Below are 14,314 nucleotides of genomic sequence, written 5' to 3'. Positions count from 1 at the left end.
CACCGCAATCCCCGTGGGTTGGGGGTGCACCCCCCACCGAGGTTGCCCGGCGGCGGCACGGTTGTTTTTTCCACCCCAACCTACGCAATGCGCGCGCCGCTTTCTGCATCGAAGAAATGCAGGCGATCCGAATGGAAGCCCAGATGCAGCGAGCCGGACGACGCAGGTATCTGCTGCGGCGAAACACGCGAAACGATGCGCTGATCGCCAAAACGCAAGTTGAGAAACACTTCATTGCCGACCGGCTCGATGACTTCCACCTGCGCCTCCAGCGCCGCCGCATGCGGTTCAATCGGTTGCAGGTCTTCCGGACGTACGCCAAGCACGATTTCGCGCCCGTTCCACGTTTCCACGGCTGTACCCTGGGCCGGCAATGCGCCGAGCGGAAAAAAAGCCGCATTCGGCAGAATCAACTGCCAGCCGTTTTCGCGATGCAGCTTGCCGCGCAACAGGTTCATCGCTGGCGATCCAAGAAACCCCGCCACGAACAGATTGGCCGGCCGCAGGTACAGGTTCATCGGCGTATCGATCTGCTGGATCCTGCCGCCATCGAGCACCACGATGCGCTCGCCAAGAGTCATCGCTTCCACCTGATCGTGCGTAACGTAGATGGTGGTGGTGCCGAGCTGCCGATGCAGTCGCGCAAGTTCCACCCGCATGTTCAGGCGCAGCTTGGCGTCGAGATTGGACAGCGGCTCGTCGAGCAGGAACACCTTCGGTTCGCGCACCAGCGCACGCCCCAATGCAACGCGCTGCCGTTGGCCGCCGGACAGCGCGGCCGGCCTGGCGTCCAGGCGATGTTCCAGTTCCAGCAAGCGCGCCGCGTCGTGCACGCGACGTGCGATTTCGTCCTTGGGCTTGCCACGCAGCTGCAGCCCGAAGCCGAGGTTTTCCGCCACCGTCATGTGCGGATAGAGCGCGTAGTTCTGGAACACCATCGCGACATCGCGATCCTTCGGCGCGACATCGTTGACCACGTGGCCATCGATGCGCAGCGTGCCGGAGGAAATCGATTCCAGCCCGGCGATCATCCTGAGCAAGGTGGTCTTGCCGCAGCCGGAAGGCCCCACCAACACCAGCAGTTCGCCGTCCTTGATGGCGAAACTGGCCTCTTCGACGCCGACGTGGCCGTTCGGATAGACCTTGCGTATCTGTTCAAGACTGACCGTCGCCATCGAAATGCAGTGCCTTCTGTAGCAATGGGTTATTCTCGCCGTGTAACCGTTTACATCAAGCCGCACTGCGGCATGGAGAGTTTCGCATCATGACGCGCAGCTATCGCTTCCCGGCCGGTTTCGTGTGGGGCGCGGCCACCTCGGCCTACCAGATCGAGGGTTCGCCCCTGGCCGATGGCGCCGGCCCCAGCATCTGGCAGCGCTTCGCGCACACGCCGGGCATGATGGCCAACGGCGATCATGGCGACGTCGCCTGCGATCATTACCGTCGCTACAAGGACGACGTGCAACTGATGCGCGCCTTGGGCCTGCACAGCTACCGCTTCAGCATCGCCTGGTCACGCGTGCTGCCCGAAGGCACCGGCCGCGTGAATCAGAAAGGCCTGGATTTCTACTCGCGCCTGGTCGATGAGTTGCTGGCCAACGACATCGAGCCGAACGCCACGCTGTTCCATTGGGATCTGCCGGCCGCGCTCGATGACCGCGGTGGTTGGTTGAATCGCGATATCGCGCACTGGTTCGCCGACTACGCCGAAGTGGTGTTCAAGGCGCTGGATGGCCGGGCGAAGCGCTGGTCCACCATCAACGAGCCGTGGGTGGTGACCGATGGCGGTTATCTGCATGGCGCGTTGGCGCCGGGACACCGCAGCAAATACGAGGCGCCAATCGTGGCGCACAACCTGATGCGTGCCAGCGGTGCAGCGATCCAGGCGTACCGGGCAGTAGGGCGCCATGAGATCGGCGTGGTGTTCAATATCGAGCCGAAATATCCGGCCTCGCAAAGCGCCGACGATATCGCCGCCGCACAACGCACGCATGCCTATATGAACGAGCAGTTCGCCGATCCCGCCTTGCTGGGCTCCTATCCGCCGGAGCTGAAGACGATTTTCGGCGAGGCATGGCCTGATTTTCCTGTCGAGGATTTTCAGCTCACCCGGCAGCCGGTGGATTTCGTCGGCATCAACTACTACACCCGCTCGGTAGTGAAGCACGACGAGCAGGGCTATCCCTGCCGCGCGTCGCGCGTGCGCCAGGCGAACGTCACGCATACCGAAACCGATTGGGAAGTTTACGAGCAGGGCCTGGTGGATACGCTGATGTGGTTCAAGCAGCGCTATGGCGACCTGCCGCTATACATCACCGAGAACGGCGCCGCGTTTTACGATCCACCGGTAGCGGAAGCTGATGTGGTGGAAGATCCGCTGCGCGTCGCTTATCTGCGCAAGCATCTGCGTGCGTTGCACGAATGCATCGAGGCGGGTGTGAATCTCAAGGGTTATTACGCGTGGTCGCTGCTGGACAACCTGGAGTGGTCGCTGGGTTTTGCCAAGCGCTTCGGCTTGTATCACGTGGACTACGCCACGCAGATGCGCACGCCGAAGGCCTCGGCGAAGTTTTACGCGAAGGTGATCGAGACGAATGGGGCGGTGTTGGGGGATGAGCGTCCTGTTCCGATTTCTCGCAGGGCATAGCTCAAGGGAAGCGGAGTAGAGGCATCTTGCGCGGTGAGCCTCACACTCCTTGCCGTCATTCCGGCGAAGGCCGGAATCCAGTTTGAATGCATCGTGCGAAGCACACAAAGCCTTCTATGTCGTGTGCTGTGCACGTCATTCTTGACTGGATGATTCGCTTCGCTCACCCATCGGGGCCGTCCTTCGGGCGTTCTCCGCGCTTCGCGCTGCGTCCGGCTTTCGCCGGAATGACGATGAGGTGGCGTGCAGCTTATAAAAGAATAAGCATCAAGACGCCAGCGCCGCCTTTTCCAGCAACCACTCCCGCAACGCGCCATCCTCCGCCGCCATCGGCTCCGCCACAGCCGGCCGCTGCAGCATCACCGCCAATGCTGGTGGCACATCCACCGATTTACCGATCAAAGGCTCCACCACACTTTCGAACTTCGCCGGATGCGCCGTAGCCACCACTGCCCACGGCGCGTCGTCACCGGAAGCGCGCAACTGATCCAGCACATGCATGGCGGTCGCGGTATGCGGACAGAACACCTCGCCATGCTCGCGTGCATGCAGGGCAATGGTGTCGGAGATGGTTTGATCGTCCACGCTCTGCGCCTGCAACTGCTCACGCAATACTTCCGCATGCGGGAACGTCCAGCGCAGGCGTTCGAAATTGCTGGGCGCGCCCACGTCCATGGCGTTGGCGAGGGTCGCTATGGCTTCGCGCGGTAAGTAATCGTGGCCGGCGAAGAAATCCGGCAACGTTGCGTTGGAGTTGCAGGCGAGGCGGATCTTGCCCAGCGGCAAACCCATCGCACGCACCCACACCGCCGCCAGCGCATTGCCGAGATTGCCGGTGGGCACGACCAGGTTCAGCGGTTCGGAATGTTCGCGTCGCCACATCAACGCCGCGTGCGCGTAGTAGCTCATTTGCGGCAGCAGGCGGCCGAGGCTGATGCTGTTGGCCGAAGAAAGCGGCGATTGTGCTTGCAGGGCAGCGTCGTTCAACGCGGCTTTCACCATGCGTTGGCAATCGTCGAAGCGGCCTTGCACGCGCAATGCCTGCACGTTGTCGCCGAAACAACCGAGCTGGTGCGCTTGACGCGGCGACACGCGGCCGTCTGGATAAAGAATCACCACCTCGACGCCAGGCTGGCGATGGAACGCCGCGCCGACCGCGGCGCCGGTGTCACCGGAGGTCGCCACCAGGATCGTCAACGGTACCGCACCATGGCCGCGCACGCGACGCAAGCATGCGGCGAGAAAACGCGCGCCGACATCCTTGAAGGCCGCAGTCGGTCCATGGAACAGCTCCAGCACCGAAGTTTTCGGATGCTGGGGTAATGCCCGCAATGGCGTCGGGAAAGTCAGCGCTTCGGCGCAGATAGTGGGCAGTTCGGCAGCCAGCGCATCGCCGGCAAAGAACGGCGCCAGCAAGGTGGCGGCCGTTTCGGCAAGGCTGCCATCGGATTTGAATGCTGCGATATCGAGCTTGGGCAGATGATCGGGCACGTACAGGCCACCGTCGGGCGCCAAGCCTGCGGCGATCGCTTCACTCAAGGTGGCGTCCGGACTGTTGCCGCGCGTGCTGAGGTAACGCAAGGCTGCACTCATGCGTGCTCACCTGCATCGGCAGCGGGAACCAGGGTGGAGGCGGGCCCGTCGACCGGCGACACGAAACTGTCGCTATCGAGCCCCACTTCCGCGAAAGCGCTGCGCATGGCTGCGGTCGCGGCTTCGGCTTCGGTGCGATGCTCGAACCAGCCGAACACGCTGGGCCCGGCGCCGGAAATGCTGGCGCCGAGCGCCTTGTGATCCATCGCCGCCTGTTTGACGCGCGCGAAGTTCGGCACCAGCGGCGCGCGGCGCGGTTCGACCAATACGTCCTTCAAGCCTTCGCGCACCAGTTCCGCATCGCCTCGAAAACAACCTGCGAGCACCAGCGCAAGATTGGCCGACTGCGCCACGAATTCCCCGAGCGCGTAATCGCCTGCCAGTGCCGCGCGCGCCTTGCGCGTTTCCAGCACGGCATGCGGATGCACCAGCGCGCAGTGCCAGGTCGGCGGCACCGGAATGCGCACCAGGCGATCGCGCGTGGCCAGCACCAGGCCACCCAGCAGCATGGGGCCGACGTTGTCGCCATGGCGACCGCCGCTGGCCACCGCCTCGCCTTCCACCGCGAAGCCGTACAGCGATTCGCGCGACAGCGGACGTTCCAGCAACGCGTTCGCGGCCACCAAGGCGGCGACGCAGGAAGCGGCCGAACCGCCCATGCCGGAACCGAGCGCAATGCCTTTGTGCAGCGAAATCTCAAAGCCGTGCTGCAGACCCAGCGCCTTGCGCAAGGCCATCAAGGCTGCGCCGGCAGTGTTTTGCGCGGCGTCCATGGGCAGCACGTCCACGCAGCCTTCGATGCTCGCCATGCGCACGACGGGCGCATCGATACGGCGCACATCGGCGCGATCGCCCGCCCCGGCGAGGCAATGGCCGAGGATGTCGAAACCCACGCCCACGTTGCCGACGCTGGCAAAAGCGGTCGCGGAAGCAGCTTGCAGGCGTGGCACGGGCATGGCGGGTTTCACGGCGAGAGGAGCATTCATGCGCGCACCTCCAGCGATTCGGCAATGCGCAGCAGGTCGGCGAAGATCCCGGCCGCAGTCACTTCAGGACCGGCACCGGGGCCTTGCACCAGCAGCGGGTTGTCGCGGTAACGCTGGGTGCGGAATTGCACGATGTTATCCGTAAGTCGCGTATGCGCGAACGGGTGCGCCGCCGGCAGCACCTGCAGGCCGACCTGTGCGTGCCCTTTGTGGTCGAGGCTGGCGACATGGCGCAGCACGCCGCCTTCGGCGTGGGCTTCGGCCAGGCGCGCGGCCATGGGCGCATCCAGCTCGTCCAGGCGGGCCATGAACTCATCCAGCGGCAGCTCTGCCAGTTCCGGCGGCACCAGGCTCTGCACCGCCACGTCATGCAATGACATGGGCCAGCCGGCCTCGCGCGCCAGGATCACCAGCTTGCGCGCCACATCGATGCCGGAGAGATCGTCGCGCGGGTCCGGTTCCGTATAGCCCAGCGCATGCGCTTCACGCACCAGGGCGGAGAACGGACGTTTGCCGTCGTAGTGGCAGCACAGCCAGGCGAGCGTGCCGGAGAACATGCCTTCCACCGATAGCAGCTGATCGCCGGTGTCGAGCAGGTCGCGCAGGGTCTGCACGACCGGCAGGCCGGCGCACACCGTGGCCTCGTAACGGAAGCGACCGCCATGCTGGCTGGCCGCGCGGATCGCCTGCCAGCGCGAGAGCGGGCCGCTGCTGGCCAGCTTGTTCGGCGTGACCACGTGCACGCCCGAAGCGAGCCAGTAGGGATAGTGCGAAGCGACGGCGTCGTTGGCGCTGCAATCGATCAGCAGCGCGTGGCGTGCGCCATCGGCGCGTACGTGCGCGGCGAACTGGTCCAGGTCGGTGGGACGCCAGGTCTGCGCATCGTGTTGCGCGTTGAGCTGCGGATCGTCGCAATCGAGCCACATGCGGCGGCTGGCGGCGACGCCGCAGAGCTTCAGCTCCAGACCCGCTTCGCGCAGCAGGCGATCTTGCGCCGCGCGCAATTGGGCCAGCAGCACGCTGCCGACGCGGCCAGGACCGATCAGGCCGACGGCCAGCGTTCGTCGGCGCGAAACGGCCGCCTGCAACGGAGGCAGGCGATGGGGGTGTTCAGCGATGAGTGATGCACAGCTTTCCATGACGGCCTCCGGTAGAGGCCCCTTGCTCGCTGGCGGTTCGGTGTGTGCCGGCCCGCCTCGTCGAGGGCGGGACCGTTTGCGTATAAGACTATTCGCGCACAGACACCACCCCAGACCCGGTCGTTCCGGTTCCGGTAGTGGTGCTAATAATCGTGCTGACGATGCTGGTCGCCGCCATGCCATGACGACCGGTATAAACCGGTGCGTTTGCAATGCGTGCTGGCGTGTTGGCGTGCGACATGGGCTCGACAATAGTTGTGCGCTGCAGCGGCTGTCAACAGTTGCCTAATGAAACTATGGCATGAGGTCAAGTGCGGGAAGTTTCAGGAGAAACCTTGTGGTGCTTTTATGGGTGCCGATAGTCCGGTCTCTTGCCTCACGTCATTCCGGCTTTCGCCGGAATGACGGCGAGGGATGACGAGGCGGTTCGAAAAAACCTCAACGCGAAAGATCAATCGCATACACCGCCGTGCCATCACCGTTGTCGCGCACCTGCTTTACGTTGTGCAAGCCATCGCTCTCGGCCACCGCCTGCTTGTCAGTGGCCGATGTAAACACCACCGCACCGCGCGTCTTCAGCGGTGCGAAACGCCACGACGCACGCGGCAGATCGTTCGCGCCGAGCGAAGGATGCGCCTTCAGCCATTCCGCCAGAATTTCGCGTGTACCATCGGGTGACGCCAATACGATATTGCTGCCGTCCAGCCCGGGAAAACGCCCGCCGCCGCTGGCGCGATAGTTGTTGGTCACCACCACGAAGGTGTGCGCACCCTGCACCGGCTTGCCTTGGTAACGCAGCTTTTCGATGCGATGCCCAACCGGCTTGGACACATCGATGACGTAACTGATGCCGCCCTGGATCTGATCGAAATTGAAACCGGGATATTTGCTGTTGATCAGCTGTTGCTCGCCATCCGCATTCGGGTCGATGCGATTGAAGCGTTCGGCGGATTTTTCCAGCCATGCTTTCAATTTTGCGCCGTCGATCTTTACCGCCGACAGGGTGTTTGGATAGAAATACAGATCCGCTGCGCTGCGCAAAGTGAGCGGTCCAGGTTGCACGTCGGTGTAATCGTCCGCGCCGCCGAAGCCGTTGCGGAATGCCGCGGCCGCACCCAACACCGGCACGTTCGCCAATTGCGGATGCTCGGTCTGCAACAGGTTGCGAGCGTAATCGATCTGCGCCGCGTTGACCGGCGCCAGCGCGCTCATGTCGCCTTCATCGGCGAAATAGCTGCTCATGCGCACCGCGCTCTGGCCGATTGGCGTGTTCACGTAATCGATCGCGGCCTGCTGCACCTTGCCGACCACCAGCTTGATCTGCGGATCGGCCGGCACGCAGTTGTTCGGCGACACGGTCGGCTTGCCTGCGATGAGCATCGGCGGACAGATCGGTTGCACTTGGCTGAAGGTCTTGGCTTTGTCGATGGTCCAATGGCCTTGCTCGCGCACCAGTGCCAGCCGGATCACGCCCAGATCCTTGCCGAAGAAACCGCCCATCACCGCCGGCACGCCGCGCACGAAGCCGTGCTCGTCATCCACGTCCTGCATGTGTTCGAAACGCGGGCCGGGAAATTCAGTGTGTTCATGACCCATCAGCAGCACGTCGATGCCCGGCACGCCGGCCAGATGCCAGCCGCCGTTCTCCATGTCCGGCGTGTACGGCGAGGTGTTCATGCCGCCGTGCAGGATCGCGATGACCAGGTCCGGATGCTGCGCCTGGATGTCCGGCAGGTATTTCTGCGCCGCTTCCACCACACCGGTGACGGTCACCTTGCCCTGCAGGTTCTGCTTGTCCCACTGCATGATCGGCGGCGGCGCGAAACCGATGATGGCGATCTTCATCGGCACGCTGAGCTTGCTGCCGTCCGGCGTGAACGCGGCCATCTTGCGCGTCACGATCATCCACGGCTGAAAGATCGGCTTGCCGTCGCGCGCGCTGTACACGTTGGCCAGCACCAGCGGATAGTGCGGCCCGGCGCAGCGCTGGGTGGCGCCGCCGTCGACGTTCATCGGCGTACCGGTCACCTGCGAAAGGAACGGCAGGCCATAGTTGAATTCGTGGTTGCCGACGGTGCCGCCGTCGTAGCCCACCGCATCCATCGCCTTGTAGATTGCCAGCTGTTCGCCGCAATCCACCCGTTGCACCTGGGCCTGGTAATCGGCCAGCACGCTGCCCTGGATGGTGTCGCCGGCGTCGAACAGCAGGCTGTTGGTGAACTGCTCGCGCGCCTTGCGGATCAGCGTGACGGTGCGCTCGAAGCCCAAGGTGGGGTCGGCTTTCTGCTTGTAGTAGTCGTAGCTGAGGATGTTCGAATGCAGGTCGGTGGTTTCCAGCACCGCCACATCGGCGCGCAGGCCATCCGGCAGCGGTTCGGCGCGGGCCTGGGTGGCGGCGGGATGCGGCTGGCTGGCGCAGCCGGTCAGGAGCAGGGCGGTGATGAGGGCGGTAAGGCGGGGACGAAGAGCCATGGGAAGGGTAGGGAGCGGTAAATGGATGAACCTAGCAGATATGGATGACAGGCTGCGCCTGTCCGGCACATGTCCGGGCGCCGGCCAGACCCCTAAAATGACGGTATTTTGACAACCAGCACGACGCGCCGTCCCCACCGGCGCGGCCATAGGGGGAAAGCCGTCCATGCCGCTGATTCCGTTTCGCGCCTCGCGAAGCCGCGCGACTGCTGTCTGCGCCTGGGCGTTCTTCGCCATCTGCGTGTGGTTCACCGCCTGGCAGGAGCCGTTGCTGGAACAGCGCCTGTTCGTGCTCACGCTGATGCTGTGCGTGTTCGGCGCAGCGCTGTTCGTGTTTACGCGCATGGCGTTCGCGCTGGTGTTCAGCGGCGGCCTGTTCCTGCTGTTGCGCGCCATCACGGTGCTGAAGGAGCAATACCTTGAATCCCCGTTGATGCCGGCGGATTTCGTGTATTACGTGCGCTCCAGCCTGTTCGAAACGCTGCGGCGCTATCCGAACATCTACAGCGTGGGCCTGTGCGTGGGCATCGCTGTGCCGGTGGTGCTGTGGCTGGCGTGGTATTGCGACCGGCAACTGTTTTTGCATCTGAGCAAGGCGCCGCGCGCGCTGCTGCGCATGGGCGGCATCGCCTTGTGCGCGCTGGTGTTCTGGACCTGCCTGCTGCCGACCGGTCCGTTCGAGCAGGTACATGCGCGCGGTGCGTGGGAGAAGATGTCTGACGACGCGGACCTCACCAATTTCTTCGTGAACCTGCGCGATTCCAGCGTACACGTGCCGCTAGCCGCGGATGACGCCACCGCCGCGCGCGATTGGCAAGCAACGGCCACCGACCTGCCTGCGGCGATCGACCCCAGCCATTACCCCGACATCGTGCAGGTGCTGGAAGAAAGCACCTTCGATCCTGCGCCGTTCGAGCACTGCACCGTGCCCGAGTGCTATCTGACCATGTTCAAGCCGGACGAGCGCACGCGCGGCACCGGCGTGATGCGTGTGCATACTTTCGGTGGTGGCACCTGGGTCAGCGAATTCGCCGCGCTCACCGGCATGCCGCAGGACATCTTCGGCCCCGGCGGCATGTATGCGCCGTACGTGCTTGCGCCGCACGTGGGCGATTCGCTGCCGCGGCTATTGAAGAAGTTGGGGTACACCACCGTGGCGGTCTACCCCACCCACGGCGAATTCCTCAACGGCCGCGATGCGTATAAAGCCTATGGCGTGGATCAATTCTTCGGCGCCGGCGAATTGGGCCTGGACGACTGGGATGAAACGGACGCGCAGATGTTCGACGCCGCCAAGCGCGTCTACGACAAGCTGAAAAAGCCGGGCCAGCCGATCTTCCTGATGGTGCTCACCATCAACCAGCACGGACCGCACGACGACCCGATGTCGACCTTGCCCAAGCAGTTCCAGAACCTGCTGCAAGGCCTGCCGCCGGCCACCGCGTTGAATTTCGACACCTACCTGCAGCGCCTGCACGATTCGGACGTGGCGATGAAAGGCCTGGAGCATGCGTTCCTCGATCGCCAGCAGCCGACCGTGCTGGTGCACTTCGGCGATCACCAGCCTTCCTTCGACGACCTGATGCGCACGCTGCCGCGCAAACTGCCGCCGGCGCTGGTGCCGTACCAGGATTACCTCACCTACTACATGATCAAGAGCAACGTGCCCGGCGCGGCGCTGCCGACCTATCCGATGCTGGATATCGCGCACTTGCCGGGCATGGTGGTGAAGGCGGCGGGATTGCCGCTGGATTCGTATTTCTCAGCGCTCACCTCATTGCGCGAGCGCTGCAATGGCTTGTATGCCGATTGCGCGGACAAGGCGCTGGTGAAATCGTATTACGGATGGGTGTTCAACCGGCTGCGCGCGTACCAGTGACGCGCAAGCCGCTACCATGTCGGCTGACCTGACTGCCTGAAGCATGCGCATGCCGGCTTCCATCGAGGAATTCCAGGGCTCTCCCGCATCGATCGCCGTCGATGAACTGATGCGACTCGGCCGTCCGCTGGTGTTTCGAAACCTGGTGCGCGATTGGCCGGTGGTGGAGCTGTCCAGGCAATCGGATACGGCGTTTGCGCGGCGCCTGTCGGAACTGGACAACGGCACACCGGTGGATACCTTGCTGGTGCCGCCGGGCGAGGACGGTATCGTCGGCTACAACAGCGATCTCAGCGGCTTCAACTACGAGCATCACCGCGTATCCATCACGCAGGGCTTGCAGCGCCTTGCGCACTACAGCCGCGACCACAGCACTGCTGGTTTGGCGATCCAGAGCGCGCTGATTGCCGCATCGCTGCCTGGCTTCGCGGATCAACATGCCGTGCCGTTCCTCGACCCGAAGATTCAGCCGCGGCTGTGGATCGGCAATCGCGTGGTGACGCCCGCGCATTTCGACGAGTATCACAACATCGCCTGCGTCGTGTGCGGGCGGCGCCAGTTCACGCTGTTTCCGCCGGAGCAGATCGGCAACCTGTATATCGGCCCGCTGGATTTCGCACCCACTGGCGCTGCGATCAGCATGGCGCGGCTGGACCGTCCGGACGATCCGCGCTTTCCAAAGCTGAAAGAAGCATTGGCGCACGCACAAGAAGCCGTGCTGGAACCCGGCGACGCCATCTACATTCCACCGCTGTGGTGGCATCACGTGGCATCGCTGGAGCGACTCAACGCGCTGGTGAACTACTGGTGGAAGCCGATGCTGGACGGCGTGCCCGCCACCCACACGGCGCGCGGCTTCATGATGCACGGCCTGCTGAGCATGCGCACGCTATCGCCCGCCGAAAGAGCCGCCTGGCGGCACGTGCTGGATTTCTACCTGTTTAGCGACACCGACCCGGCCGCGCACATACCCGACGACAAGCGTGGTGTGCTGGGACCGCTGACGCCGGAGCTGGCGGAGAAGCTCAAGCAGATGGTGTTGCGGCATCTTTGACGGCGCCCAAAGCCGCGTCAATCGTCACCCCGGCGAACGCCGGGGTCCAGTGACTTTGAGGATTTAAAAAAGTCGCTGGGTGATTCGCTTCGCTCACCCCTTCGGGGCTGTCCTTCGGACGTTCTCCGCGCTGCGCTACGTCCGGCTTTCGCCAGGACGACGGCTCAAGCTCTTTGCAGTATTCAAGCGAAAGCGGCTTAAGTAAGTGCCATTGGGGTTAGCGCAGCGTAACCCAGCTATTGATCCGATATCGCTGGATTACGCTGCGCTAACCTAGCCTACGGTGCTGCATAAAGAGGCGCCCCTACAAATCTTTGCGAAATTGCTCGCCCATGAAAATCTCGCGCATGTTTCCAACAAAAGCTTCGGCCTGGTCGACCAGCTCATTGGCATCGTTCGGTTCGATCAGGTCGCCCGTGTAATCTGCCACCAGGCGAATTTCCTCAGCCCGCTTTAGCAGCCGCCCAATATCTTTGGGGACCAAATTGGTCTTGATGAGATGTTCGCTGAAGGCGGAAATAAGTCCACCGTGCGTCTTGCCAATATCCGCGCGTACAGGAGCGCCGGAAATCAGCAAGGCGGCGCGAGCTGCATCGAACATCGCGTAGTAGGCGCGATTGCAGGCTCCTTCTGCATCGCCGGCTTCACACAATAAGCGAGCCGAAGCGCAGGCTCGCTCTGCCTTGGCCATCAGGCTTGCTGGGTTGAGGATTCGGTTCACAAGCGAATGCCTTCTCTGGCGATATTTCGAAGCAGCTCCGGGTTGGAAAAATTCTCAGGGTGTTCCCACTCGTCCAGCCAGACTGGCAATGGCGAGATATTGATGCCTGTTTCCAGCAGTACGTCGAACGCGGTATCGGCCATCGCCAGCTTGGTCGTCACGAAACGCTGATGCTCTCCGCGAAGCAAAATCGCCACGTCCGCATCGCTATCCGGCTGATGGGTGCCGCGCGCACGGCTGCCATAGAGGATCGCACCGGCCATGGGATAGCGCGGCGCGATCAGCGCGAGGAAACGCTGCACGGCATGTTGGGTGACGTGGTCGATGTGGTGCATGCAATGCGTCCTCGCGTTCCTGCCGCTCTGGATGAGCCGGCAGGACTATCCTAGCGGGCAGCGAGCGATACTTCAGCCCACGGGATAAGCGATTCCGCCTACCCACGTCTCCCTTACCACCAGCGCATCATCCAGCACCGCGAAATCCGCCTGGTAGCCCGAAGCGATACGCCCATGCGTGCGATCCAACCCGATCCACGCGGCGGGATAGACGCTGGCCATCCGCGACGCCTCCGCCAGCGGTAATCCCAGCATCTGCACGGCGTTGCGCACTGCGCTGGCCATGTCCAGGCCGGAGCCGGCCAGCACACCGGCTTCGCTCTGGCAGATGCCGTCGCGCATCACGATGGTCTGGCCGTTGAGTACGTATTGCGGGTTATCGCTGCCGACCGGCGGCATCGCATCGGTAACCAGCACGCATTTGCCGCGCTGTTTGGCGGCGATCGCCACACGCAGGGCGGCCGGGTGCACGTGATGGCCGTCCACGATCAGGCCGCACCAGCTGTGCGGATCGTCCAACGCAGCGCCCACCACCCCGGGGTCGCGGCTGGCGAGCGGCGTCATGGCGTTGTACAGATGCGTGAAGCCGCATACGCCGGCATCGAGCGCGGCACGCGTGGTGGCGTAGTCGGCGCCGGTGTGGCCGGCGACGACGACCACGCCCGCGCCGGCGAGGCGCGCGATTACCGGCAGCGGCACCTGGTCCGGTGCCAGCGTCAGCATCACCGGGCCTTTGTGCGGGGCGATCAATGCTTCGACGTCATCATCATCGGGAAGGCGGAACAGGTCGGCGTTGTGAATACCCTTGCGCGCATTGGCAAGGAAGGGGCCTTCCACATGGATGCCGAGAATGCCCGGAATGCGCTGCTCGATCGCATCGTCGACGGCTTGCAGCGCAGCGCGCATTTTCTCCGCCGTGTCGGTGATGAGCGTAGGCAGCATGCCGGTAGTGCCGTACTTGCGATGCGCTTGGGCAATGCCGCGCAGCGTCTCCACCGTGGGCGCATCGTTGAACAGCAGGCCGCCGCCGCCGTTCACCTGTACATCGATAAAACCAGGCAAAAGCAAATGGCCTTGCAGATCGTGCTTCTGCGCTTCGGCAACGCGCGCGTCGTCATGCGCGACGATGGCGACGATGCGCTTGCCACGCACCAGCACCGCCAAACCTTCGCGCGGACCGTGATCGCCAAGCACGCGCCCATTGACCAGGGCGATAAGCGGACTCGGTGGCATATAAGGATGCTCCGTTGTGTTGTGCGGAGGTGGCACCGGCTCGGTGCGTGAGGAGTCCACAGGGCCAACCGCGAAGGCAGAAGGGCTGTCTGTCGAGACGATGGGCCGAAGGGATGCGGACGGACAGAGCCGGCCCCGACGCATGGGATTTGAAATGATGGGGTGATGACCAGAAGGCCCCCAGGCTGCGCCCCGCGGCATGGCCACACGGCCAGTCGTACCCGCGCCGCCCAACACAACCAGCGGGGCATCGAA

The 14,314-nt window shown here is 63.6% G+C and carries 11 protein-coding genes; 3 read left to right on the top strand and 8 right to left on the bottom strand.

What is annotated here, in order from left to right:
* Nucleotides 1-80: 80 nt before the first annotated feature.
* Complete coding sequence (locus ACTHNE_RS17645; RefSeq protein WP_324939613.1) at nt 81-1,175, bottom strand: ABC transporter ATP-binding protein; 1,095 nt, start codon at nt 1,173-1,175, stop codon at nt 81-83.
* 89 nt (nt 1,176-1,264) lie between these two features.
* Here ACTHNE_RS17645 and ACTHNE_RS17640 point away from each other — a divergent pair, with 89 nt between their 5' ends.
* Nucleotides 1,265-2,647, top strand: coding sequence for a GH1 family beta-glucosidase (locus ACTHNE_RS17640; RefSeq protein WP_324939616.1), 1,383 nt, complete (start codon nt 1,265-1,267; stop codon nt 2,645-2,647).
* A gap of 267 nt (nt 2,648-2,914) precedes the next feature.
* On the opposite strand, the gene thrC is transcribed toward ACTHNE_RS17640, so the two are convergent.
* The 4 genes from thrC to ACTHNE_RS17620 all read right to left on the bottom strand — a co-directional run bounded on the left by thrC (nt 2,915) and on the right by ACTHNE_RS17620 (nt 8,837).
* Nucleotides 2,915-4,240 carry a threonine synthase gene (thrC, locus tag ACTHNE_RS17635; protein ID WP_440269925.1) on the bottom strand — a complete coding sequence of 442 codons (1,326 nt, stop codon included), beginning with the start codon at nt 4,238-4,240 and terminating at the stop codon, nt 2,915-2,917.
* Nucleotides 4,237-5,226: a homoserine kinase gene (locus ACTHNE_RS17630; protein WP_324939622.1), complete on the bottom strand. Its 990-nt coding sequence runs from the start codon at nt 5,224-5,226 to the stop codon at nt 4,237-4,239. Before ACTHNE_RS17630 ends, thrC begins: the two co-directional genes overlap by 4 nt.
* A complete protein-coding gene (locus ACTHNE_RS17625) occupies nt 5,223-6,365 on the bottom strand; it encodes a homoserine dehydrogenase (RefSeq protein ID WP_440269924.1) in 1,143 nt (380 codons plus the stop codon). The genes ACTHNE_RS17630 and ACTHNE_RS17625 overlap by 4 nt, the downstream gene beginning before the upstream one ends.
* A 438-nt stretch (nt 6,366-6,803) precedes the next feature.
* Nucleotides 6,804-8,837 carry a bifunctional 2',3'-cyclic-nucleotide 2'-phosphodiesterase/3'-nucleotidase gene (locus ACTHNE_RS17620; RefSeq protein WP_440269923.1) on the bottom strand — a complete coding sequence of 678 codons (2,034 nt, stop codon included), beginning with the start codon at nt 8,835-8,837 and terminating at the stop codon, nt 6,804-6,806.
* A gap of 166 nt (nt 8,838-9,003) precedes the next feature.
* On the opposite strand from ACTHNE_RS17620, the gene ACTHNE_RS17615 reads away from it, so the two are divergent.
* Nucleotides 9,004-10,716, top strand: coding sequence for an LTA synthase family protein (locus tag ACTHNE_RS17615; protein ID WP_324939631.1), 1,713 nt, complete (start codon nt 9,004-9,006; stop codon nt 10,714-10,716).
* 49 nt (nt 10,717-10,765) lie between these two features.
* Nucleotides 10,766-11,770 carry a cupin-like domain-containing protein gene (locus tag ACTHNE_RS17610; RefSeq protein WP_324939635.1) on the top strand — a complete coding sequence of 335 codons (1,005 nt, stop codon included), beginning with the start codon at nt 10,766-10,768 and terminating at the stop codon, nt 11,768-11,770.
* A gap of 304 nt (nt 11,771-12,074) precedes the next feature.
* On the opposite strand, the gene ACTHNE_RS17605 is transcribed toward ACTHNE_RS17610, so the two are convergent.
* The 3 genes from ACTHNE_RS17605 to nagA all read right to left on the bottom strand — a co-directional run bounded on the left by ACTHNE_RS17605 (nt 12,075) and on the right by nagA (nt 14,059).
* Nucleotides 12,075-12,491 carry a HEPN domain-containing protein gene (locus tag ACTHNE_RS17605; protein WP_324939638.1) on the bottom strand — a complete coding sequence of 139 codons (417 nt, stop codon included), beginning with the start codon at nt 12,489-12,491 and terminating at the stop codon, nt 12,075-12,077.
* Nucleotides 12,488-12,826 (bottom strand): nucleotidyltransferase domain-containing protein, encoded by a 339-nt coding sequence (locus ACTHNE_RS17600; protein ID WP_324939641.1) that lies wholly within the window; start codon nt 12,824-12,826, stop codon nt 12,488-12,490. Before ACTHNE_RS17600 ends, ACTHNE_RS17605 begins: the two co-directional genes overlap by 4 nt.
* A gap of 72 nt (nt 12,827-12,898) precedes the next feature.
* Nucleotides 12,899-14,059: an N-acetylglucosamine-6-phosphate deacetylase gene (nagA, locus tag ACTHNE_RS17595; RefSeq protein WP_324939644.1), complete on the bottom strand. Its 1,161-nt coding sequence runs from the start codon at nt 14,057-14,059 to the stop codon at nt 12,899-12,901.
* Nucleotides 14,060-14,314: the final 255 nt, after the last annotated feature.

This window comes from Dyella sp., assembly GCF_051954575.1.
Taxonomy (GTDB): domain Bacteria; phylum Pseudomonadota; class Gammaproteobacteria; order Xanthomonadales; family Rhodanobacteraceae; genus Dyella_B.
The sequence above is the reverse complement of the archived record's forward strand: the minus strand, read 5'-3'. Positions and strand labels throughout refer to the sequence as shown.